This window comes from Floridaenema flaviceps BLCC-F50 (genome assembly GCF_041929275.2).
Lineage (GTDB): Bacteria > Cyanobacteriota > Cyanobacteriia > Cyanobacteriales > Aerosakkonemataceae > Floridanema > Floridanema flaviceps.
In genome coordinates this window covers 365,820-390,208 of the sequence record NZ_JBHFNR020000003.1, presented here as the reverse complement: position 1 = coordinate 390,208, position 24,389 = coordinate 365,820, and the positions used below count along the sequence as shown (strand labels likewise).

Genomic DNA, 24,389 nt, shown 5'->3' with positions numbered 1-24,389 from the left:
GAGTTATTTCTGACATGGTTTGTGCTGTAATTGAATCGATTGATAATTCTTCAAACTCTGTAATGTTATTTACTTGGTTCACACCCAGTCACGGAATCATCCTGGGACTGTTGTTAAGTTTTGCGATCGCTCACAGTGGGTTAGCAGCATTGCGTCCTTGGGGAGAAAAATTAATTGGCCCAAGAATGTACCGCATATTATTTGCCCTAGTCAGCTTACCCCTAGCCACTGTGTTAATCATCTACTTTTTCAACCATAGGTATGACGGTTTACAGATGTGGCAGGTTCAAGGAATACCCGGAGTAGAACCCTTAGTTTGGGTGTTATCTGCCGTATCTTTCCTTTTTCTGTACCCTGCAACCTTTAACCTACTGGAAATTGCCGCCATTCAAAAACCAGAAGTACACCTTTACGAAACAGGCATTATTCGGATCACCAGACATCCCCAGATGGTCGGACAGATAATCTGGTGCATTGCTCACACCATCTGGATTGGTACCACTTTTACCCTGGTTACGTCAATCGGCTTGATTTTACACCATTGCTTTGGAGTCTGGCACGGGGATCGCCGACTACTAGCCAGATACGGCGCAGCTTTTACAGCCGTGAAAGAAAGAACTTCGATCGTGCCATTTTTAGCGATCGTCCAAGGCAAACAAACCCTAAAATGGCAAGAATTTCTGTGCCCCGCATACGCAGGAGTAGCCGCCTTCGTCCTCCTCTTCTGGTGGCTACATCCCATATTAATTAACGCCACCGCTAGGGTTGCTTGGTAAGGGGGACTGGGGACTGGGGACTGGGGACTGGGAAAAGTTTTGAGTTTTGAGTGAGAGAGTTTTGAGTTGGGAAGAGTTGGGGAAGTTTTGAGTGAGAGAGTTTTGAGTTAGGGAAATAGTTCTAAGTTAATGAGCTTCCCAAGAGTCCCAAGAGTCTCCCAGTCCCCAGTCCCCAGTCCCCAGTCCCTAAAATTCTTAACTCAAAACTCATAACTCAAAACTCATAATTTTAGCCCAGCCCTTAGTTTCCTAGCACTTCAACAGGATACCTTGATCCCCAAACCTTAAATTGCTTATCAAAACTTCTGAGTCAGACGATCCCGAATCGATGTAGCATGATCCCAAGACAAATAAAAAAAACCTATACGTTATCATCTTGAGGGTCATGGTACTGTCAGTTAACGAGCGGACGTTTACACCAGAAGTTTTAGAGTCTCCCACACCAGTACTAGTTCATTTTTGGGCTCCTTGGTGTGGTTTGTGTCGCCTGATTAACCCCCAATTGACTCGTTTTCAGGCAGAATCGGTAGGCAAGTTTAAATTAGTGGACATCAACGCTGACCAAAATTTTAAACTTGCTAACACATATCGGTTAAAAAGTCTACCTACCTTAATTTTGTTTGAAGCAGGTCAGATTCTCTATCGCTTCGAGAACTTTCGAGGTAGAGACGATCTTGATGCAGCATTAAAGTTGATTTTGCAAAGCTATACAAAATCAAGCAACTATCAATTGCTAGAACCTCTATCGTGTCATACTAATTCCTGAGCTTGCTTAGAGTACTCAGTACAGACCTTGGATGAAGCGCAAGAGCTAGATTTAGATAGCCGATTTATCGATACCTAAGATATCGGATTTCATCCCCCGTTACCAGGCAATTTAGCGGAGGATGAAATCCGACCAACTAACTGGCATTCCAGCAACAATAGTTTACCTCGTAATTCATAGCTACTTGTCTTGAATGAGTATCCTAGCGTAGCAGCAATAACTAGTAATTGCTAGACCATTATTTTTTAAATCTCTACAACGTAAGCTGGAATTGCTACAAAGAAGATTGAGAAATAAAAAACTAGGTTCTAATAACCGCCAGAAGTTAAACTTAAAGATAGCTAGATTACACCAAAAGATTTCTGACACTCGAAAAGATTTTCATTTGAAAACAGCACAGAGGATTTGTGCTCAAGGAGACTCAATATTTGTTGAAGATATTGATTTTAGAACATGGGCTAAAGGTATGCTTGGCAAGCATACTCTTGATGCTGGCTTTGGTCAATTCTTCACAATATTGAGTTATGTAGCGAGTAAGCGAGGTAAGTTTTTTGGCAAGGTTAACAAAGATGGAACTAGCCAAACTTGTCCCAATTGTGATGCACATACAGGAAAGAAAACACTGTTGGTAAGAATACATTCTTGTCCTGAATGTGGATACACAACAAATCGTGATGTCGCTGCGGCTCAGGTAATTAGAAATCGTGGTGTAAATGCCGCCCTTGCAGACGGTGTTAAAAAATGCTTGCTGACTCTTACTGACGGGGGTTAATGGTAACACTAATCTAGTTAAGTGGGTATGAAGCAAGAATCTCCCGCTACACCGCGCCAGCGGTTAGCGGTGAGAGTGTCAAACAGTCAAAAAACAGTCAAAAATTTGTACCAAATGACCTATTTCCCAAGAAAGGTTTTTTGCTGACTAGGGTACCAATGGTATGAATTTTTCCTTAAGCCAACCCGGATTTCCCCCTGTTGGTTATTTTATGGTGGAATGAACCTATCAACTGTGTGTCACAATTGTTCACAGTTTCAGCAAAAAGTTAAGTTATATAAAGTAGGCATCAGTGATGGAACTGATATATCAGTATGCTTGGCTAATACCCGTCCTACCGCTTTTGGGGGCGATGATAGTCGGCATCGGGCTAATTTCATTTAGCAAATTTACCACCCAACTCCGACAGTTAAACGCGGTGTTTATCGTCTCCCTATTGGGAGCCGCAATGACCCTTTCCTTTGCGATACTTTGGAGTCAGTTTACTGGTCATGCACCCTACACTCAGACTCTAGAGTGGGCATCGGCGGGAAATTTTCATTTGTCGATGGGCTACACGATCGATCACCTAACCGCAGTCATGTTAGTGATCGTCACCACCGTAGCCTTCCTCGTCATGGTCTACACCGACGGCTACATGGCACACGATCCGGGATATGTACGCTTCTATGCTTATCTCAGCTTGTTTAGCTCGTCGATGTTAGGTCTGGTAGTTAGCTCCAACCTTGTGCAAGTTTATATCTTCTGGGAACTCGTGGGGATGTGTTCCTACTTGCTGATAGGTTTTTGGTTCGATCGCAAAGCCGCAGCAGACGCTTGCCAAAAAGCATTCGTTACCAACCGCGTCGGTGACTTTGGTCTGTTATTAGGCATACTCGGCTTATATTGGGCAACGAGCAGCTTTGACTTCACCATCATGGGCGAACGCCTGCAAGCCAGCGTCGAATCTGGACAATTATCCGCCGCATTAGCCGCCTTATTCGCCATTTTAGTGTTCATGGGACCAGTGGCAAAATCCGCCCAAGTACCCCTGCACGTTTGGCTACCAGACGCGATGGAAGGCCCTACCCCCATTTCTGCGTTAATCCACGCCGCAACAATGGTGGCAGCTGGCGTATTCTTAATCGCCCGGATGTACCCCGTGTTTGAAGGCATCCCGGTAGTAATGAATGTCATTGCCTGGACGGGGGCTGTAACCGCCTTTATCGGCGCAACAACCGCAATTACCCAAAATGACATCAAAAAAGGCTTGGCTTATTCCACCATGTCTCAGCTTGGTTACATGGTGATGGCGATGGGAGTCGGTGCTTACAGCGCTGGACTATTTCACCTGATGACCCACGCTTACTTTAAAGCCATGCTATTCCTTGGTTCAGGCTCAGTGATTCACAGCATGGAAGGCGTAGTCGGTCACGACCCCGCTTATGCTCAAGATATGCGAATGATGGGCGGTTTGCGGAAGTTTATGCCCATTACCGCCATCACTTTTTTGATTGGCACTTTAGCAATTTCCGGGATTCCTCCTTTCGCCGGATTTTGGTCAAAAGACGAGATTTTGGGTTCTACTTTCGCTGCTAATCCAGTTTTGTGGCTCGTTGGCTGGTTGACTGCGGGAATCACCGCCTTTTATATGTTCCGTATGTACTTCACCACCTTTGAAGGCAAGTTTCGGGGGAATGAAGCCAGCGTGAAGAACACCATTAAAGCGGAAGTTCTGCAAAGTCAAGGGTTAGTTTTTGGCCCCGGTGCCATGAACCCTAAAGAATTGACTATTGCCGAAGCTAGAGGTCATGACGATCATGAAGCTCATGAAGGTGAAGGTCATCATAGCCATGAACCTCACGAATCACCAATCACCATGACTTTGCCATTGGTGATTTTGGCAATTCCTTCGGTGTTAATTGGTTTAGTAGGAACACCATTCCACAATTACTTTGAAGAATTCATCCATCCAGCGAGTGAGTTAGTTGCGGAAGTACCAGCAGAAGCAGCACAGGAAGGTTTTACAGAGTTCCTGATTATGGCTGGTAGTTCTGTGGGCATTTCTTTGATTGGGATTACTTTGGCTTCGCTGATGTATTTGGGGGGTAAAATTGATCCGAGTGCGATCGCAGCCAAGATTCCCTCACTCTACAAACTCTCCAAAAACAAATGGTACTTCGACGAAGTATACGATGTCCTCTTCGTCCAAGGTAGCCGTCGCCTAGCCAGGGCAGTCATGGAAGTAGACCTAAAAGTAGTAGATGGTTTAGTTAACCTCACAGGTTTAGTCACTCTACTTTCCGGCGAAGGTCTGAAATACTTTGAAACAGGAAGGGCACAGTTCTACGCCCTTATCGTTTTCGCCGCTGTTTTAGTCGGCGTTATCGCCTTCAGCGTCACCTAGCAGTAGGGACTGGGGACTAGGGACTGGGGACTGGGGACTAGGGACTAGGGGACAAGGGGAAGTTAATTAACTTAAAACTCTCCCTCCTCCCTAACCCCTAATCCCTAACCCCCAATCCCTAAAACTCTGGAATTAAAACCAAAGAAATAAGCATATTTCGTAACTTAGTACTAAAAATGGTATGGACGAGAGTCGATCTTGTTTTAACTCAAATCAGACGAGATCATTCTTTAAGTTCTAGGAATTTAATAACCTGACTAGCAATGAATACAGCTAATTTTCCTTGGCTGACGACGATCATACTGTTTCCGATCGCAGCATCTCTACTAATCCCCTTCATCCCCGATAAAGAGGGCAAAACAGTACGTTGGTACGCCTTAATTATCGGGCTAATCGATTTTGCCCTGATTTCCTACGCTTTCTACACCGGGTACGACTTAAGTAAACCCGGTTTACAACTGTTTGAAAGCTATTCTTGGGTTCCCCAACTCGATTTAAATTGGTCAGTGGGTGCAGATGGGCTATCTATGCCCCTAATCTTACTCACTGGTTTTATGACCACGCTGGCAACTTTAGCAGCTTGGCCTGTAACTTGGAAACCAAAGCTATTTTACTTTTTAATGCTGGCGATGTACGGTGGGCAAATCGCCGTGTTTGCCGTCCAAGATATGTTGCTGTTCTTCTTGGTGTGGGAATTGGAATTGATTCCAGTTTACCTACTACTGGCAATCTGGGGCGGGAAAAAACGTCTCTATGCCGCTACCAAGTTCATCCTCTACACGGCTGGTGGTTCCCTGTTTATCTTAATCGCAGCTTTGGCGATGGCGTTCTACGGCGATAACGTTTCTTTCGATATGCGTACCCTCGCCGCTAAAGATTTCGCTATCAACTTCCAATTATGGATGTATGCGGCTTTCTTCATTGCTTACGCCGTCAAACTGCCGATTATTCCCTTCCACACTTGGCTACCGGATGCACATGGCGAAGCTACTGCACCAGTACACATGCTACTCGCTGGTATTCTCTTGAAAATGGGCGGTTATGCCTTAATTCGGATGAATGCTCAAATGTTGCCTGAAGCCCATGCTGTATTCGCCCCTGTGTTGGTAGTTTTGGGCGTGGTAAATATTATCTACGCCGCTTTAACTTCTTTCGCCCAACGAAACTTGAAACGGAAGATTGCTTACTCTTCAATTTCTCACATGGGATTTGTGACGATTGGGATTGCCTCCTTTACCGATTTAGGTTTGAGTGGGGCAATGTTGCAGATGGTTTCTCACGGTTTAATTGGGGCAAGTTTGTTCTTTTTAGTCGGCGCAACTTATGACCGCACTCACACATTAATGCTAGATGAAATGGGTGGTGTTGGTCAGAAAATGCGGAAGATGTTTTCCATGTGGACTGCTTGTGCTTTGGCTTCTTTAGCATTGCCAGGAATGAGTGGATTTGTGGCAGAATTAATGGTGTTTGTAGGCTTTGCGACTAGCGATGCTTATAATCCGACTTTCAAGGTAATTGTTGTTTTCTTGGCAGCAGTTGGTGTGATTTTGACACCAATTTATCTGCTGTCAATGTTGCGGGAAATCTTCTATGGGCCGGAAAATAAAGAGTTAGTAGAACACGAAGCTTTAATTGATGCCGAACCGCGAGAAGTATTTATCATTTCTTGTCTGTTGGTGCCCATTATTGGGATTGGTTTCTATCCCAAAATGCTCACGCAAATCTATGATGCAACTACTCAACAATTAACGGCAAGGTTACGTGCAGCAGTCCCAACATTAGTGGAAAATCCTCAACCTGTAAATCCTTTGCCAATGGCGCTTCAGAAATTCACTTCTGCACCAAAAATTGGTAAGTGAATGAAAATTTGATTTTTCAGTATATTCCGCCCCTTTGCAGGGGCTTTTTTCTTTGGTACAATTGCTAACAAATATTAATTTTTTTTTGGTAATAAACTAATATTTGACATTTAATAAAAAGTCATGTGTCCAAAACAGCAACGCACTATTTTGATAATTGATGATACACAACACGATCGCGAAACCTATCGCAGGTACTTAGAAGCAGACCAAACTCATAGTTACATCATTTTAGAAGAAGAATTAGCAGAAGATGGTCTAGCGTTGTGTAAAAGGAAAACAATAGATGGAATATTGTTAGATTTTTTACTGCCAGATTTAGATGGGTTGGAGTTTTTGACGCAGTTGCAAACCCAAGTAGGCGACCAATCTCCACCAGTGATTATGATAACTGGGCAGGGTAATGAAGCGGTAGCAGCTAAAGCAATTAAATGCGGTGCTGAAGATTACTTAGTTAAACGGCAGATTACGCCCGATAGTTTAAGATTAGCGATCAATGCGGCGATCGAAAATAGGGAATTACGCCGCCAACTACGCGCCAGTGAAGAGCGTTTTCAGACATCTGTCGAAAATATGCTTGATTGCTTTGGCATTTACTCAGCAATACGGAATGAGTCAGGGCAAATAGTAGATTTTCGGATTGATTATTTGAATGCAGCTGCCTTAGCAAGTAATCAAATGACTTCCAAGGATGTGGGAAGATTTCTCTGCGAAGTATTCCCTCATAAATATAAAAGTGAATTATTTGCCGAATATTGTCAAGTTGTGGAAACGGGAAACCCGTTAATTAAAGAATCTCAGATTTATTCAGATGTTTTTGGTAAACAATATTCAACAAAATTCCTCGATACTAGAATCAGTAAATTAGGTGATGGAATGGTTGTTTGTTGGCGCGATGTTACCGCCCGTAAAGAAGCAGAAATAGCTAAACAACAACAAATAGAACGGGAAAGAATAGTTAATCAAATTGCTCAACAAATTCGGCAATCCCTCGATTTAGAAGAAGTACTTAACACTACTGTAACGGAAGTGCGAAAATTTCTGCAAACCGATCGCGTCATAGTTTTCCGTTTACAACCAGATGGTAGTGGTATTGTAGTTACAGAATCGGTTGGTTCTGAATGGGCTTCCATCCTTTATAGAAGTATATACGACCCCTGTTTTAAGGAAACCTATATTAAATTTTACGAACAGGGTTTAGTCACCAGTAAAAGCGATCTTTCCCAGAAAGGAATTAAGCCTTGTTATCTAAATTTACTGAGTCAATTTCAGGTACGGGCAAACTTAGTAGTACCAATTCTGCAAGATCGTCAATTATGGGGATTATTAATTGCTCATCATTGTGCAACAAAGCGAGAGTGGCAACTTTCAGAAATTGCTTTATTACAGCAATTAGCCACTCAAGTTGCTATTGCGATTAAGCAATCAGAACTTTATCAACAAATGTACAATGAATTAAGAGAACGTCAGCGGACAGAAGAAGCTTTGCGGCAAAGTGAGGCATTGTTTCGCGGTGTTTTTGAATCGAATATAATGGGGATTTTTTTCTGGGATAATACTGGAAAAATCTTGGATGTTAACGAAAAATTTTGCCGGATGACTGGCTACAGTCGAGAAGAATTAATAGCTGAAAAAATTTACTATCATAATATTACACCACTGGAATATCAAGAGTTAGAAGCTGAAAAATTAGAGTGTTTACAAAAAACGGGTTCCTGTGTGCCATTTGCTAAAGAATATATCTGTAAAAATGGGAAACGCTTACCAATTTTATTGGCTGTTGCCTATTTACCAGGATCTCGCGATCGCGGCGTGGCTTTTGTACTAGATATTAGCGAGCAAAAGCAGTTAGAACAAGAACGAGAAAAGCTGTTATTAGAAGCACAGACAGCCCGTGAGGAGGCGGAAATTGCTAATCTTACTAAGGATAAGTTTTTAGCGATCGTATCTCATGAATTACGTTCCCCACTGACCACAATTCTTGGTTGGGCTACCTTGCTCAGAACTCGGAATTTGGATAAAAATACAATACAAAATGCACTAGAAGCAATTGAACGTAATGCGAAAATTCAAAATAAAATAATTGACGACTTGTTAGACCTTTCACGCATTATCCGAGGAAATTTACATATTAGTATTAACCAAGTTAATATGGCTAATATTATTGATGCAACTATTACTAATTTACAATTATCAGCAGAAACAAAAAATATTAAATTAACCTCGAAAATTGCGAATAGAGATGTGCAAATTTTTGGGGATATTGATAGATTGCAGCAAATTATGACAAATTTATTGACTAATGCCATTAAATTTACTCCTAATGGTGGCAGAGTGGAAGTTGAACTTACAGTTGTCACTAAGCAGGGAGAAAAAGACTCAACTAGCGCAGAAAATGGTTATGCAGAAATTCGAGTTACAGATACGGGTAAAGGAATTAGTGCAGATTTTTTACCTCATGTTTTCGAGTATTTCCGGCAAGAAAATAGCAGTAGCAAATCCTCTAAAGATGGGGTAGGTTTAGGATTAGCGATCGTCTATCATTTAGTTGAACTACACAACGGAACGGTAACAGCTGCTAGTCCCGGAGAAGGAAAAGGTGCGACTTTTACAGTTACACTGCCACTTTCCCAAAGCGAAAATTTGATTACCAATAATTAGTAATTAAAAAATGAGTAACAATTCGACTAATATCTCTGAAAGCATTGATTTAACTAATTGCGATCGCGAACCAATTCACATTCCTGGTTCAATTCAACCTCATGGTTTTATGTTGATTTTACAAGAACCAGAACTAAAAATAATTCAAGTTAGTGCAAATACAACTCAATTTATTGGTAAACAGCCAGAAAATTTATTAAACACTTACTTAAAAGAATTACTAGTACCCAAACAAATAGAGGCAATAAAAAAATGCTTAGAATCGGATTTTGAAAACGTTAATCCCTTGAAGTTAACACTGAAAAAGAAAAGTAAAATTGTCACTTTCGATGGCATCCTTCACCGTCTTAATGGCGTTGTATTTTTAGAATTAGAACCCACAAAGACCAAAAAAAATCCTGATTTTTTAGGATTTTATCACTTAGTTCGAGACAGTATCAGTAAACTACAAAACACATCGAAATTATCAGAGATGTGTAATATTATTGTCAGAGAAGTGCAGAAAATTACGGAATTCGATCGGGTAATGGTCTATCAATTTGATGCCACAGGCGCAGGAACCGTAATTGCCGAAGCGAAACGAGAAGATTGCACACCTTTATTAGGTTTGTGCTATCCTCCATCAGACATTCCCAAGCAAGCAAAACAACTTTACACTAGCAATTGGTTGCGCTTAATTCCCGATGCTAACTATCAACCTGTTCCCCTAATTCCCCAACTAAATCCCCTGACTAATTCCCCCACAGATTTAAGTCTCGCCGTCCTTCGCAGTGTCTCACCAGTTCATATTCAATACCTGCATAATATGGGCGTTGGTGCATCGATGTCCATTTCATTAATTAAAAACAAAAAACTTTGGGGTTTAATCGCTTGCCATCATGAAACTACCAAATATCTTAGCTATGAAATCCGCACCGCTTGCGAATTTTTAGGTCAGGTTGTCTCCTGGGAATTGCGAGGAAAAGAAGATAACGAAGACTTAGATTATAAAATAAAATTAAAATCGATTCTGAGTAGATTTATGGAATCGATTCCCCAAAATAATGATTTTATAGATGGTTTAACTCAATCAGAAGTAGATTTGTTAGCCTTAACTAGTGCTGGGGGAGTTGCTATTTGTCAGAACGATCGATGGATAGCGATCGGTCAAACTCCTGAAACTACAGATTTAGACACATTACTCCAATGGATTGAAAGCAAAATTGACGGTAATTTATTTCACACAGATGCTTTATCTCAAGAGTTTCCCGAAGCGGAAAAATATCAACAAATAGTTAGCGGAGTAATTGCTTTAGCAATCTCGAAAGTTAACCGTAATTATATCTTGTGGTTTCGTCCAGAAGTAATTCAAACTGTCAACTGGGGAGGTAATCCTAACAAACCTGTAGAAGTAAAAGAAGATAATGTTTTACACCTTTCTCCCCGCAAATCTTTCGCCCTTTGGCAAGAAACAGTAAAAGGCAAATCTTTACCCTGGAAACCTTGTGAAATTGAAGCAGTTTTAGAACTGCGTAGTGCCATTGTCGGAATTGTTTTGCGTCGCGCCGATGAACTAGCAAAAATTAACGTAGAGTTAGAACGTAGTAATAATGAACTAGATGCTTTTGCTTATATTGCTTCTCACGATTTAAAAGAACCATTACGGGGAATTCATAACTATGCTAGTTTCTTAATAGAAGATTATGGTCAAGTTTTACATGAAGAAGGTATTTCTAAATTAGAAACATTAGTCCGTCTGACGCAGCGAATGGAGGATTTAATTGATTCTTTGCTACATTTTTCCCGACTGGGACGGGTAGAATTAGCGTGGCAAGAAACGGATTTGAATGATTTAGTTAAAAATGTCATTGATGTATTGAAGTTGAGTTTGCCAATGTCTAATGTAGAAATTCGCATACCTCGACCTTTACCAAGAGTAAGATGCGATCGCATCCAAATGAGCGAAGTTTTCAGTAACTTACTCAGCAATGCGATTAAATATAACGATCGCACCGAGAAATGGATAGAAATTGGCTTTTTAGATATTGAGAATCAATCTCGTTATGAATCAGACGAGTCTTTGGAAATAGCGATCGTTTTTTATGTACGCGATAACGGTATCGGTATTCGCGAGTATCATCTGGAAAACATCTTTCGGATTTTCAAACGTCTACATGGCCCAAAAAAATACGGTGGAGGAACAGGTGCAGGTTTAACTATTGCCAAGAAAATAGTTGAGCGACATGGCGGTAAAATTTGGGTAGAGTCTATCTTTGGTGAAGGCAGTACTTTTTACTTTACCTTACCAAGATAAACTGATCTCACCCATTTTCGATTTTGTATTTAAAATAAAAAAACAAGCCTCTGATGTTAACTAGAGTATAATTTAAGATGTCTGGCTCTGAAATTGATTGATCGTTAGCTAAAAATTAAACCAAATCTCATCTCATGAATACTACTACAAATCAATCTTTTTTAGTTGTTGAAGATAGTGATGAAGATTTTTTCGCTTTTGAACGTATAGTAAAAAAATTGTCACTTACTCAAGCAATTTACCGTTGCTCAGATGGTGATGAAGCGTTAGACTTTCTCTATCACAGAGGTCAATATATAGACCCAGAAAAATCACCTCGTCCCTCAATTATTTTACTAGACTTAAATTTACCAGGCATTGATGGACGAGATATTTTAGCTCAAATTAAACAAGATAGTAACCTAAATATGATTCCTGTGGTTGTCTTTACCACATCTTCTAATCCCAAAGATGTGGAAATTTGCTATCAACAGGGAGCTAACAGCTACATTATTAAACCAATTAATGTTAACAAATTAATGCGTAGCATTCAACTTTTGATTGAGTATTGGTTTGAAGCTAACACTTTAGCAGAATTTGTTAATAAATGAGGTAATGGAGAACATTATGGAAGAATTACTCGAACTAAAACAACTCCTGCTAAAAGGCGACATCAAAGGATCGTTAACTATTGTTGAAGAACTTGAGGAAATGAGCAAAAAAGACATAATTAAAACCATTCGTAGTTATGCAATAATTTTACTTTTACATCTAATTAAACAGCAAGCAGAAAAGCGGACAACCCGTTCTTGGGAAGTCTCTATCCGCAATTCCGTTAGGGAAATTCAAAGAGAAAATAAACGCCGTAAAGCTGGAGGTTATTACTTAACTCCAGAAGAATTAAATGAAATACTAGAAGAAGCTTTTTTGAACGCTATTGATGAAGCTTCCTTAGAAGTAGCAGAAGGGCTTTATGAAACAGAAGAATTAGCTAAATTAGTTGATAAAGCAGAAATTATCGATCGCGCCCTAACCCTAATCTTACCCTCAGAAACCACAAACCTCAGATCCCCGACTTCTTAATCAGATCCCCGACTTCTTGAAGAAGTCGGGGATCTGTAAAGCCAAAATTAAGGGTTCAAAAATCCCTGATGTTCCCCACGTTTAGCGCGTAATTCCTCCAAAGTACCTTGTAACTTTAATCGTCCTTGATCCAAATAAATCACCCAATCAGCACGATTAATAACTCTAGGACGGTGACTAATTAAAATAGTCGTTTTTCCCCGACGATGACTTAGTAAATTCTCCAAAACTTGCGCCTCACTCACCGGATCTAAACCAGCCGTTGACTCATCTAAAATTAAAATAGATGGATCGTTTACTATCGCTCTTGCAATAGCTAATCTTTGTCTTTGTCCCCCAGAAATATTCGCCCCAAACTCACCTAAAACACTTTGATATTTGTCAGGTAACTGACTAATAAACTCATCAGCGCCAGCAATGCGACAAGCTTTAACAATTTGTTCAAAAGTGACTTGAGGTGAACCCAAACGGAAATTTTCAATAATTGAACGACTCCAAAAATGGGCATCTTGGGGAACTAAAACCACCTGTTGACGGAAAGATTCTAAAGCTAAATCCTGCATATTATAAATGTCAATGCGAATATTACCAGATTGCGGCGTATATAACGCAGCAATAATTTTCGCTAAAGTACTTTTACCACAGCCAGATTTACCAATTACCGCAACTACTTTCCCCCCAGGAATTGTGAGAGAAAACTTTTTCAGTAATTCTATTTTTCCGGGATAATGGAAATTGACATCACTGCAAATAATATCAGAGTTTCCTGGTATAATTGCTTCCGGTTTTTTCTGATCTCCTTCAGCTTCCGGGGTAGCATCAATGACTTCTGTTAAACGTTGGCTAGCTGCTTGCACGCGAGCAAATTCATCAACAAATCCAATAGTGGTAGTAATTAAACCTGTAAAGCTCTGATTTAAACTATTGAATGCTAGTAATTGTCCAATAGTTAACTCTTTGTTGATTACTAGTAAACTACCTAACCAAAGTAAAGAAACTGCTCCACTTTCAGAAACAAATGAAGAAAATATATTATTAACGATACCAATTTGAGTAGTGCGGAGAGAAAGATTTGCTAACCGACCAAATCTACCCTGAATTTCTTCCCAAAATTGGGCAAAAGCGTTAGTAGTTTTCAGAGTTTGTGCGCCTTTAAATGTTTCGACTAAAACACCTTGGTTATCTGCTTCTTGAACTAAGAGATTGCGAGTCTTTTGTTGCAGACTAGGCAGGAACAGAATAGTAGAAACAGTCATTAATGCAGCAAGAATCACAGCAGCTATGGTTAATTTCCAGCTATAGACAAGCATGAAAATAAAAGAAATACTGGCGACAAATAGCTGACTGGGATAAGTAACAACAATTTGAGAAACTAACTGGTTAATTTCTTGAATATCTTGCAAACGACTAACAATCTCACCACTGCGACGAGCTTCGTAATAAGCCAGAGGTAAACGAAGAATTTGCCTGCCGAATTCTAAGACTAAGCCTAATTCTAATCTTTGGGCGAAATGCGCGATAAAATTAGATTGCAGTAATCCTAAACCGCTACTAAAAAGGTTCATGACTATAACTGCGATCGCAACTCCAGTAAGTAACTGCATATCTCCCCGAATTAATACATCATCGGTGAGAACTTGCAGCAAAAAAGGCGAAGCCAAAGACAGAAAACCTAAAACAATATTTAGCAGTAATGCTTGCAATAATAGAGTGCGATAAGGCCAAACCCGTTCAAAAAAGCGACTAAAACCACGAATTTTCTCTTCCGGTTGATTGTAGAAGCGTACAGGATCGGGTTCTAACAAAAGCATTACCCAATCTTCCCAGTTTTCTGTTAATTCCTCTTTAGTAATATAGCGAATTCCTACAGCCGGATCGGCAATTACATATTTCTTTTTTCGCTCCCCATACAAAACAACCCAGTGAGTTCCCATCCAGTGGATAATAGCTGGTAAGGGCGCATCATTCATCTGGTCTAGAATTTCGGGAGAACTTTTTACAGTTCTGGCATTAAAACCTAAAGTTTCTGCACCCCTTCTTAAACCTAGCAAGGTAGTTCCCAACTTGCCTGTACCAACTGCTTCTCGAATGCGGTTCAAAGTTAACAAACGCCCGTAAGACTTAGCAACAGAAGCTAGACAAGCTGCACCGCAATCTTCTTCACTATGTTGTAAAACAACTGAGTATTTCATCGGATAATCTGTATTAGTGTTAGATGCTCTTATCAGCTATTCATCGCTACCCAACACAGATCAGAAAAAAACACCCATCATAGATATGGGTGTTCTTGTGAGTTTTTAGTCCCGTTCCGAGTTACATCCGTATAGAAATTTGGGCAATTTTAAAAAGTCTGCAAACTACCTGATTGCTCAAATTTCTAACTCACACATCCAGGCTTACCAGCAATCGCCACCACCGTAACCGTAGCTAGCGCTGTAGTAGGAGTAGTAGCGTGGACGGTAGTAGTAGCTGCGATAATATACGCGGTAGGGGCGGTAGTAACTACGGTAGCCGCCGTAGTAGGAACGACGGTAGCGACGGTAGCCGTAGCCGTAGCCGCAACCGTAGTAACCACCATTAACGCTAGCAGCTTCTTCAGAATTTAACTCAGTAAAAAGTTCTGGTTTTTCAATTTGTTGGTTATCCATGAGTAACTCCATATAAGATGACAAGGGCGAAAAGTCGCTTAGTAGTTTTGCTGATTTGTTGCTCTACCTTGCGAATTCAGTTACAGATTCCCTGCGTTACCCACTCCCATCCGGAAGGTTCATGCGGGTAGTTAAAAAAAAATTTTTCAGCTAAACTAACTGAGTACCATCATGAGTAATAGATTTGATTCCAACCTACTCAATCCTTTAGAAAGCGATGAATTTCTACCTCCAATTAGTCGTTGGGCGAAGTTAACAGGGTTGTGTTTAGCCGCTACATTTGGTGCAGCACTAGGGTTATCTGCGGTGATTAAATACAACACAACTGTAGATGCAATGGGAATGGTTCGTCCGGCTAGTGAACTGCAACTTGTGGAGTCAGCAACACAGGGAAAGGTGAAAAGTATTGAAGTTAAGGAAAATCAGGATATTAAAGCGGGAGATTCGATCGCAAAAGTAGATGATGTTCCCTTAAAAAACCAAAGAAACAACCTGAAAAAGCAAGTAGATCAACTAAGTGCTCAACTTGCCCAACTTGGTACGCAAATAAATCAGTATAGAGCCAAAAATCCCAATTCTAGTAACATTTGGTACTTGTTCCGTCGCTACAAAAACTTGGAAGAACAACTCAATACTACCCAAAGCCAATATTACCAAGTTTCCCAAATGGTAGATAATGCTGTGGTACGTACTCCCATCTCTGGCAAAGTTCTTAAATTGGAGTTACAAAGTATAGGTCAACAGATAAAAACTGGTCAACAAGTGGCGCAAATTCTTCCCGCTAATACTGCCATGTTGGTAAGAGCAAGAGTGGCGGTACAAGATATTGCTCGCGTACAAATCGGTCAAACTGTACAATTAAGAATTTCAGCTTATCCTTACCCGGATTATGGAATTTTGCGCGGAAAAATTACTTCAATTAGTGCTGATGCAATTACACCACAAAATAGTAGTGCAGATCCAGCTTCTCCTTACTACGAAGTGACGATTGAACCGGAAAAAAGTTTTTTGGTGAAAAGCGATCGCTATTATCCCCTACAACCGGGAATGGAAGTCACTGCTAACATTATTTCTAAAGAAGAAACTTTTCTCAATTTTATTCTCAGACAAGCTAGATTGACTACCAATTTGTAGGGGAGTGGTAGTGGGGGCGATCGCTCTTTGTTGTTTTAGATGGCTGGAAGGGCGATCGTACTTTATGACGCATACAAAGCAATATCTTTGTAATAAGATTCGTCAACATCTAATGGTAGGTCGATAGTCTGATTGTTGTAGACTTTTGAGACTAATTTCGATATTTTCAGAGCAATCATTTGGTGAAATTTGAACATTTGCGAGAAATGCTTGTCGCCATTGGTAACTTGAATTTCTTTGCCAGCAACTATATGGCTGTCAACTGTCATTTTGAAGTGGTGTTCATCTGTATCAATTAAAACTAATACATCGAACGTCCCTGTTTCTTTTGCAGGTTCAATTGAAAGCACTTTTACGTTCATTATTAACTCCGAAAAACAGCTTGAGTAGTCCAGTATTTTAGAAAGTCATCTTTTCTCATTTTATAGCTTGTGCCATCCCAAGGGTCACGAATAAGAACATATCCGGCTTCATCCAGACCATCAACGAGTACCATGTGTCCTATACCGGCACCAATTTCCCAAAGTAAAGCTGCCCAAGAACCCGTGTTATTTAAGGTTTCAAAGAGTTGAGAGTCAGTTGCACCTGGGATAACCAATGGGCCTCCTACCCATTGTTGAATCCCTTCTGGAAAGTCGATGGTGTTAAGTACATTGGCCAAATTTCGGCAAGTTACTGGGACTCCAGCTTCATTAGCGATCATAGCCTGACTGATATTATTGATGCCACGCTTTTTGAGCAACATTTCACCACAAGCGGAACCGCAAGATAAATCGTTTTGCTGCTGTACAACTTCTGGATCAAAAATCTCATCAATAATAGGCCAATTACCACCAGCACCAGCTTGTTCGGGATACATTCTATACGCCTTCTATCGATTGCGATACTGATAGGAGTATAGGTGCTGAAGATAATATTGGGAATATGGAAATTAAATGGAGCGATCGCATTCTTAGGAAAGGGGAAATGCGATCGCTCTTTTTCAACACAGAAAAACATCTGTAGGGACAGGGCATCATAGAGATTTTGAACAAGTGGAAAATCTTCATGATGCTTTGTACCTACTCGTAATTCAAAGATTACAAATTAACTACGCTTTGCTAGTATCACTGTTAGTTAATTTGCCTTTAATTTGTAATAATAAAATAATGCCCATAGCACCAAGTGCAAGCATAGAACTTGGTTCAGGTACGCTCACTGGTTCTAGGTCAATGTTGATAGGTGGATTATCGTCAATAGGCGGATTATCGTCAATAGGCGGATTATTGTTAATAGGCGGATTATCGTCAATAGGTGGATTGTTGTTAATAGGCGGATTGTTGTTAATAGGTGGTTTAGGTTTTACTGGTGGTTTTATTGTAGGTAAAAATCCCTTCAATGCGATCGCATCATTAAAACATTCTTGAAACAAGCTAGCGATAAAGTCACCAGTAGGTAACAGCGACCGGGCAAAACTAAACCCAAAAGTGTGGGTTCCTCTGGCTCCGAAGCGACCGAAATCAAGACCTCTAAAATCGGCTGCAAAAATATCACCAATCTTGTTTCCAGAAGCAATCAAACTTTTAGTTGAATTACCAAAGGGAGAAGCGCTTTGAGCTAAATCTCCCATTGTTGCTCTTCCCCCATGACTGTTGACAAAATTAGTATAAGCGCTATTTGTAGGCCAACCATCATTGGCTAAAGCAACACTTTTTGCGGTGACATTTTTATACACACCAGTTGTGCTAGCAGCAGAGTCATTGTTGGTAGTAAAGTTAATCCCAAATGTGCCGCTACGAGTGTGAAAAAACAAATCTCCCCAGCCAGTGTGACCGGAGCCTGTAGCATAGGGAACCCAAGCTCCTTGTTTGGGTAGGTTAGCATTAATAGCTACGGAAATTTTACCCGCAGCAACATCATCTTTAATGGCAAGACCAAAGATTTCAAAAATATTGCCGCCCACGTCGGTAGGCCCTCCAGACCAAAGGCGTGCTGTAGCATCGTTAAAGGAATCAATTGCATAATTCCAACCCCTATACAAAGTACCAGCTTCAGCTGGTTTATTGATTGCAGATAAGGAGCAAATTGTTGTGATAATTGAAGTTAAGAACAGAGAGCGAACTTTTATTTGACTCATGGTAGATTGATTTCCTGGTTAGGCAAAACAGAGCTTCTGTTTGCGATCGATTTAGTTAATTTGTCGATCGCCTCGGCAAGCATTTTTGATGAGAAAAAAACCGTTAATGTCTTCTACACCCTTAAAAAGGGTAGTATTATTATTTACTTCATTAAGGCTTCTACTTAATTACAGCACTAGCGAACAAAGCTTTATGGTTCAGTATTTGGCTCAATTTGCCATCAAGTTAAAGGTGAGCCAACATGAGCCACAATAGAAGTTAATCAAAAGCCTGCTAGGAGATGAGAGTGATGGATACTGTCAGGGCATCTATCCAAGGGCTAGAAAGGGTTGATGAATTGAGACAAAAGCGAGGTTGGTCAAAAACAGAGGATGCTTGGTGGGGATTGGCTAATACTTCCAAGGCAACTTTAAAACGATTTTGGAGAAGGATACCAATTCAAGAAGCCGCTTTTAGCAATATTTGTAAAGCTGTCGGACTGGATAACTGGGAAGAAATTGTCGATCGTAGTCCAATTCACTATTCAACTAAGATTAGCGCATACATTAATGATGAAGATGGCTGGGTGGGTCGATCGCAACTCCTTACCCAGCTAAGTGCTAAACTTCAAGGAGCCTGTAGAATCCTCATCCTCACTGGCATTACTGGCATCGGAAAAACCGCTTTAGCCCAGAGATTGGCGATGCAGTTACAAGGCGATTTCCCCCAAGTATTCCGCATAAATTTTGACAATCAGGAAAATACAGATTTTATTAATGTAGCAGATCAATTACTGACCGGGTGGGGAGAAACTGTCACGCCAGAAAATCGTAAAGATCCACAGCAGTTACTCCTTTGGGTAGTCAGTCAGTTGCGGCAAAATCGCTATTTATTAGTCATCGATTCACTAGAACTGATATTAGAAGGAGATGCAGAAACGGGATGGAGTAATTTTAAGGATCGGTGGTGGGAGAATTTTTTTCAAAGTTTGCTATCTACAAATTCTTGCCAGAGTCGCATCATTCTCACATCTCAAGATTTACCAGGCCAATTAGAAGTTGTTGGTTTGCGTTATCCAACCTTTTGGTATTGTCAATGTTTGAGCGGATTTACGCAAGGAGAACAGTTAGAGTTTTTTCACAAAACTGGGTTAGATGTTAGCACAGAATCACCTGCCAAAACTTATTTAGAAAGAATCGGTGCTGCTTATGAAGGACATCCTTTAGCATTAAGAGCGATCGCCGGAGAAATTATCAACCATCCTTTCAACCGCAATGTTATCGCATATTGGAAACAATATGGGCATGAAATAGAAGAAGTTGAGAATATCAAACAGCAAGTAGAAATCGAATCAGCAGATGATTCTCTAAAGCTCGATCGCTACAATCGCAATTTACAAAGAGCAGTAAAACTGCAAATTGAAAAAACCTTCGATCGCCTAGCTAAAGATGTCCCCCATGCTTATTTACTATTAAGCTTTAGTTCCGTATATCGTCGCGCCGTACCAGAAAGTTTTTATCTGAAAACTTTGGCAGGTTTCGGGTTAGATGGAGAGCGACAAGAAATAGCTTTAGATGCGTTGCGCGATCGCTACTTACTTGAAGAAGAAGTAATTAACGATGATTTGCTTTTCAGACAACACAATTTAATTCGCAGTGTAGCCTTATCTCACCTGAAAAACTGGAAAACTAAGGGGCAACTATGACAAATTATTTCCCGGAATCAGAACTTAAAAATCAAGCATCTCTCAAAGAGATTAACTTGACTACTGGTGGCGAATTAGTATTGCATCAGTTGGGTATTGATTTGTCAACATCTCAACTGCTCAATCTTTCTCCTTGGGAATTTGCTCATTACATGGCTATAGAAAATTGGCTGACTGAATATCAACCTAAACCCGATGCTTCTTACCTAGAACAAGTCCAGGGATATTTGGAAGCATTCCACCATCTTTGCGAAGTTTCTGATTGGGAAAAAGCAAGTAGGATACTTTTTATTAACCACAATTATAGCAGTAAACCCTTACACGAACAACTGGGTAATTGCGGTTACTATCGCGAACAAATAGAGCTTTACAGTAGACTTTTAGACAAATTAAATCGAGATTTAGATTGTGTTTTTCTGCATGGCTTAGGTTGGGCTTATTACCATTTAGGACAGCCACATCCTGCTATTGATTACCATCAAAAACTATTAGCAATTGCCTGTGAAATTCAAAACCGTAAAGCAGAAGCGCAAGCCAGAGGTGGCTTAGGTGGAATCTATTATTGGTGTTTAGATCGATTCGAGATTGCACTAGGGCACTATCAGGAACAATTAAAAATTGCTCGTGAAATCGGAGAGCAAAAACAAGAAATAAAAGCACTTAATGGTTTAGCCGATGTTTATACCATGTTCGGCAAATTCCAAAAGTCGATTCAATATCTTCAACAAGCCTTGATTATATCTCGTCAAATCGGAGATATAGACATGGAGTTAATTATCTTAAAGAGTTTAGGTAGCACTTACAGATTGATGGGACAGTCCGATCGAGGATTGAAATTTCTTCAACAAATATTAGATAATTACGCTCGGATTAGCGATCGCCGTCAAGAATGGTCAATCCTACAGGAGTTGGGTACTATTTACATTACTCTAAATCAATATCAAAATGCCATAGAATACCTGGAAAAAGCTTTGCACATTATTCAAGAAATTGGCGATAAATTTGGAGAAAGTCATACCTTAGCTGCTATCGGTGCTATGTACGCTCGATCGGGAAAATATGATATGGCAATTAGTTACTTTAAACCACATTTAACGATTACTCAAAAAATTGGAAACCGCTACTTAGAAGGTTTTGCTAGAGCGAATATTTCTTATTGTTACGGATGTTCAAAACAGGATAAAAAGGCGATAATATATGCTAAATCGGTGATGAAGATTGCTTGTGAAATTGGCGATCGACAGTTAAAAGGCACATCTATAGTTATGTTTGCTTGTGCCTACTGGTACAATAAAAAATATTTGCGTAGTTTGCTCTTAGCAGCGATCGCCATCATAATTCTTCCCCCTTGGAGAAGTGAAAATGGTAAAGTACTATTCAATACAGTAATTAAGACGATCGACCAATTTTTGGCAACAATCATTAAACATTTTTTAAATATTTTTAATCCGTGAAATAGTAGGGACACGGCATAGTTAATATTTGACAACTTGCCCAAAAATTACAAATGCCCTGTCCCTACCTTTTTAAATTTACCGCCTTGACTCCAACCAATTCACCAAATCCGAAACCTCAGAAAAATCAAACAAAGCCTCGTTCAAATCCTCCAATTGTGCCACAGATAACACCTGAATTCTTGCTTGTAAATCAGGTGATATCACACCAAAACGTCGCGTCAGCGGACGCATCACCATCGCTAAGGCTTCTTCTTTTTTTCCTTCTTGTCTTCCTTCTTCCAAAATATCCTGGTAAATCACCGATTCCCGCATCATTCCCTCCCGAAAAAGATTGCGAATCAAATCTTTGTTAAACCTTAAACCCGCTAAAATTTCAGTAGAAGCTGAAATTTCTTTGCGTTGGGTATTTGAGTCTATTTTAGCTACTTCTGATGCTACTTGATTTAACAACCTGGTAGTATCATCGGACGCAGCTAAAACAGCCATTGGTAAAAGTGCTGGTTCTTGTAATAATGGTTCTGGGGGTTGTTCCCACATTCGGATTACTTGATATCCATGACTGGTTAATCCCTGACGAAATTGGGTTTCAAATACTGCTGAATTAGTAGTTTGTTGCAACCAAATCAGCACTTGTGTCACTGGTAAATTATATTGCCAATAAAGCCGGACAAAATAATTTAACATTCGCAGTGGCATGGGTTTACCACTTGGTACTTGTACTTGAAATTCTAAATGCAAAATTTGTGATTGAGTGCGTAGGAAAGTGACAGAATCAGCCCGAATTGGTTCTAAACTTAATTCAGTTTTTAACACCTCGACGCTAGTTGTCGGTTGTCCCAATAACCAACTTGCGAATTTGTCAGGATACTTCTCGGCTAGATACTTACATAAATTGTCGAATTGCATCTGATTTTACTTCAGAAATAGGTACGTTGTTGCGCTGAAGCGCTCTTGTTAGCGCTTCAGCGCAACAACGTACTTAATATTAACTATCATAACTAGCAACAGGCGTTATTTACTGACAATTCCCGACCATTGCACTTTTTTTAACTGATCTCTGCGATAGGAAAAGAAGTAATCAGGTTGTTGATAGGTACAATGGGGAGAGGTTGCTATTTGTTCTTCAGCAATTCCCATTTGGTTTAACTGTAATTCATTGATTCGACGGACATCTAAACGCACTTTTCCGGGTGCGGAATCTGGGAGAATGGGAGAATTTGGTAACTCTTGTAAAGCATTTAAAATTGCTGTTTCCGAGTTGGCAGAAACAACGGTAGCGCCTACTTCTGCTGCTACTTCTTGAGAAACTTGATATACTTCTCCGGTAATTGCTGGGCCCATTGCGATGCGAAGATTTTCTAATTTGCTACCTTGAGATACTAGACGTGCGATCGCCAACGGTACAATTCTCTTAGCCGTACCCCGCCAACCCGCATGAATAGCCGCCACCTGTCCCGTTGTTTCATCAGCAATTAAAACCGGAGTACAATCAGCAGTACAAACCCAAACCGCCTGTTTTTCCCGTTCACTCACCAAAGCATCAGCAGGCGGTAAAGACTCAAACTCCGCCGTTCCCGCATCTTTTTCTTCACCTAAAAACTCTGTCACTTCACTGGGAGTTAACACAACACTACCATGCACCTGTCTTACCCGGTAAAACTGAGCATCCTTGTGCAAAACCTGTACCAAATCTACCGGAAAGCGGGGCGAAAACTGTCGGGTAAAAAAGCCATGCTGCCAGTTTGCCAACAAGCTACAAGTTAAATAAGGCAACCCTTCCCAAAAACACCATTGCCATGTATGGAAAGAATTAGCAGAATTGTTTAGTTCCAGTTCAGTTGTTTGGGGAGAAATCACGCTCACAAAACTTTTTTAACAACAGCGCCTTCTATGCTAACCTAATACTAAGATTTACTAAATCAAAAATCGCCTTTTCAAAAATCGCAAATTGATTGTGGGATTCGATCGCCAAAAGTTCACCCAAGCTCTTGACACAGTAAAACAGAAATATCATCAAGAGCAACCTGTCAACAACCAAACCTTTACACTTCACCTATTTGACATTCTCCCTTCCACCAATCAAAAACTTTGGCAATTAATTGAAATTGGCGCACCACCGGGAACCGTCGTTATAGCTACCGAACAACAAGCAGGCAAAGGTCAATGGGGTCGGCAGTGGTATTCGCCCCCTGGTGGATTATACTTATCAGTGTCATTAGCTCCCAATTTACCAGTAAAACAGGGTGCTCAACTAACCATGAGTAGCGCTTGGGGAATAGCGCAAAATTTACGCCAATTTGGTATCCCAGTCAACCTCAAATGGCCTAACGATCTGGTAATTTCTAAATATAAACTTGGGGGCATTCTTACAGAAACCAGGGTGCAGCAAGAGCGCATCACCAAAGCAGTAATTGGTGTTGGTATCAATTGGGTTAACCCAGTTCCAGAAACAGGCATTAACCTGCAAACTTGGCAAGAAAATCATCCTGGATTAATATCTTCACTAGAAATGTTAGCTGCCCTCACCCTGATAGGAATAGTATCAGCATACGATTACTGGCAGCAGGAAGGAGTAAGTGCTCTGTTGCCCGCTTACGAAAAACTGTTAAATAACTTATGGTGTCCAATAGAAATTAATGGACAGCAAGCAGTGATAGTTGGTGTTTCTGAAAATGGGGACTTGCGAGTTTGCTTAAATAATGCTGGGGAAACCCCCGCTTCGGAAATACATCTACCAGTAGGTACAATCAATTTGGGTTATTCTTAAAAAATTT

General features: G+C 40.4%; 20 protein-coding genes and 1 pseudogene. 14 read left to right on the top strand and 7 right to left on the bottom strand.

Going from position 1 to position 24,389, the window contains the following annotated elements:
* Positions 1-62: 62 nt before the first annotated feature.
* The 9 genes and pseudogenes from ACE1CI_RS30870 to ACE1CI_RS30830 all read left to right on the top strand — a co-directional run bounded on the left by ACE1CI_RS30870 (position 63) and on the right by ACE1CI_RS30830 (position 12,575).
* On the top strand, positions 63-776 hold the full coding sequence (locus ACE1CI_RS30870) for an NnrU family protein (RefSeq protein ID WP_413268073.1): 714 nt from the start codon (positions 63-65) through the stop codon (positions 774-776).
* 385 nt (positions 777-1,161) lie between these two features.
* On the top strand, positions 1,162-1,542 hold the full coding sequence (locus ACE1CI_RS30865; protein ID WP_413268072.1) for a thioredoxin family protein: 381 nt from the start codon (positions 1,162-1,164) through the stop codon (positions 1,540-1,542).
* Positions 1,543-1,765: 223 nt separating this feature from the next.
* Positions 1,766-2,294 (top strand): annotated as a pseudogene (locus tag ACE1CI_RS30860) (RNA-guided endonuclease InsQ/TnpB family protein); the annotation flags it as partial.
* Between the two features lie 315 nt (positions 2,295-2,609).
* Positions 2,610-4,700, top strand: coding sequence for an NAD(P)H-quinone oxidoreductase subunit 5 (locus ACE1CI_RS30855; RefSeq protein WP_413268071.1), 2,091 nt, complete (start codon positions 2,610-2,612; stop codon positions 4,698-4,700).
* A gap of 263 nt (positions 4,701-4,963) precedes the next feature.
* Positions 4,964-6,559, top strand: coding sequence for a photosynthetic/respiratory NAD(P)H-quinone oxidoreductase subunit D1 (gene ndhD1, locus ACE1CI_RS30850; protein WP_413268070.1), 1,596 nt, complete (start codon positions 4,964-4,966; stop codon positions 6,557-6,559).
* A 123-nt stretch (positions 6,560-6,682) separates the two neighbouring features.
* On the top strand, positions 6,683-9,220 hold the full coding sequence (locus ACE1CI_RS30845; RefSeq protein WP_413268069.1) for an ATP-binding protein: 2,538 nt from the start codon (positions 6,683-6,685) through the stop codon (positions 9,218-9,220).
* A gap of 10 nt (positions 9,221-9,230) precedes the next feature.
* Positions 9,231-11,513 (top strand): ATP-binding protein, encoded by a 2,283-nt coding sequence (locus tag ACE1CI_RS30840; protein ID WP_413268068.1) that lies wholly within the window; start codon positions 9,231-9,233, stop codon positions 11,511-11,513.
* 134 nt (positions 11,514-11,647) lie between these two features.
* Positions 11,648-12,103 (top strand): response regulator, encoded by a 456-nt coding sequence (locus ACE1CI_RS30835; protein WP_413268067.1) that lies wholly within the window; start codon positions 11,648-11,650, stop codon positions 12,101-12,103.
* Between the two features lie 16 nt (positions 12,104-12,119).
* Positions 12,120-12,575, top strand: a complete 456-nt coding sequence (locus ACE1CI_RS30830) for a DUF29 family protein (protein WP_496615936.1) — start codon at positions 12,120-12,122, stop codon at positions 12,573-12,575.
* 47 nt (positions 12,576-12,622) lie between these two features.
* Here ACE1CI_RS30830 and ACE1CI_RS30825 read toward each other — a convergent pair whose 3' ends face one another.
* Together ACE1CI_RS30825 and ACE1CI_RS30820 are read right to left on the bottom strand one after the other, a co-directional pair.
* A complete protein-coding gene (locus ACE1CI_RS30825; protein WP_413268065.1) occupies positions 12,623-14,767 on the bottom strand; it encodes a peptidase domain-containing ABC transporter in 2,145 nt (714 codons plus the stop codon).
* 204 nt (positions 14,768-14,971) lie between these two features.
* Positions 14,972-15,223 carry a hypothetical protein gene (locus ACE1CI_RS30820; RefSeq protein ID WP_413268064.1) on the bottom strand — a complete coding sequence of 84 codons (252 nt, stop codon included), beginning with the start codon at positions 15,221-15,223 and terminating at the stop codon, positions 14,972-14,974.
* A 171-nt stretch (positions 15,224-15,394) separates the two neighbouring features.
* Between ACE1CI_RS30820 and ACE1CI_RS30815 the strand changes: the two genes are divergently transcribed.
* Positions 15,395-16,357, top strand: coding sequence for a beta-barrel domain-containing protein (locus ACE1CI_RS30815; protein ID WP_413268063.1), 963 nt, complete (start codon positions 15,395-15,397; stop codon positions 16,355-16,357).
* A 62-nt stretch (positions 16,358-16,419) separates the two neighbouring features.
* Here the strand turns inward: ACE1CI_RS30815 and ACE1CI_RS30810 are convergent, their stop codons facing one another.
* The 3 genes from ACE1CI_RS30810 to ACE1CI_RS30800 form a co-directional block, all read right to left on the bottom strand.
* Positions 16,420-16,719 (bottom strand): hypothetical protein, encoded by a 300-nt coding sequence (locus tag ACE1CI_RS30810; protein WP_413268062.1) that lies wholly within the window; start codon positions 16,717-16,719, stop codon positions 16,420-16,422.
* Positions 16,720-16,721: 2 nt separating this feature from the next.
* Complete coding sequence (locus tag ACE1CI_RS30805) at positions 16,722-17,216, bottom strand: C39 family peptidase (RefSeq protein WP_496615935.1); 495 nt, start codon at positions 17,214-17,216, stop codon at positions 16,722-16,724.
* 231 nt (positions 17,217-17,447) lie between these two features.
* Positions 17,448-18,473, bottom strand: a complete 1,026-nt coding sequence (locus tag ACE1CI_RS30800) for an XDD3 family exosortase-dependent surface protein (RefSeq protein WP_413268060.1) — start codon at positions 18,471-18,473, stop codon at positions 17,448-17,450.
* On the opposite strand from ACE1CI_RS30800, the gene ACE1CI_RS30795 reads away from it, so the two are divergent.
* From ACE1CI_RS30795 to ACE1CI_RS30785, 3 genes are all read left to right on the top strand, one after another.
* Positions 18,465-18,641: a hypothetical protein gene (locus ACE1CI_RS30795; protein ID WP_413268059.1), complete on the top strand. Its 177-nt coding sequence runs from the start codon at positions 18,465-18,467 to the stop codon at positions 18,639-18,641. The two genes, ACE1CI_RS30800 and ACE1CI_RS30795, sit on opposite strands and share 9 nt — an antisense overlap.
* A gap of 122 nt (positions 18,642-18,763) precedes the next feature.
* Positions 18,764-20,158 (top strand): AAA family ATPase, encoded by a 1,395-nt coding sequence (locus ACE1CI_RS30790; protein WP_413268058.1) that lies wholly within the window; start codon positions 18,764-18,766, stop codon positions 20,156-20,158.
* Positions 20,155-21,612 (top strand): tetratricopeptide repeat protein, encoded by a 1,458-nt coding sequence (locus ACE1CI_RS30785; RefSeq protein WP_413268057.1) that lies wholly within the window; start codon positions 20,155-20,157, stop codon positions 21,610-21,612. Before ACE1CI_RS30790 ends, ACE1CI_RS30785 begins: the two co-directional genes overlap by 4 nt.
* A gap of 78 nt (positions 21,613-21,690) precedes the next feature.
* Here the strand turns inward: ACE1CI_RS30785 and ACE1CI_RS30780 are convergent, their stop codons facing one another.
* Positions 21,691-22,521, bottom strand: coding sequence for a DUF4351 domain-containing protein (locus tag ACE1CI_RS30780; RefSeq protein ID WP_413268056.1), 831 nt, complete (start codon positions 22,519-22,521; stop codon positions 21,691-21,693).
* A 105-nt stretch (positions 22,522-22,626) separates the two neighbouring features.
* Positions 22,627-23,472 carry a peptidoglycan editing factor PgeF gene (gene pgeF / locus ACE1CI_RS30775; RefSeq protein WP_413266837.1) on the bottom strand — a complete coding sequence of 282 codons (846 nt, stop codon included), beginning with the start codon at positions 23,470-23,472 and terminating at the stop codon, positions 22,627-22,629.
* A gap of 97 nt (positions 23,473-23,569) precedes the next feature.
* Between pgeF and ACE1CI_RS30770 the strand changes: the two genes are divergently transcribed.
* Entirely contained in the window at positions 23,570-24,382 is an 813-nt protein-coding gene (locus ACE1CI_RS30770; protein ID WP_413266834.1) for a biotin--[acetyl-CoA-carboxylase] ligase, read from the top strand.
* Positions 24,383-24,389 lie beyond the last annotated feature (7 nt).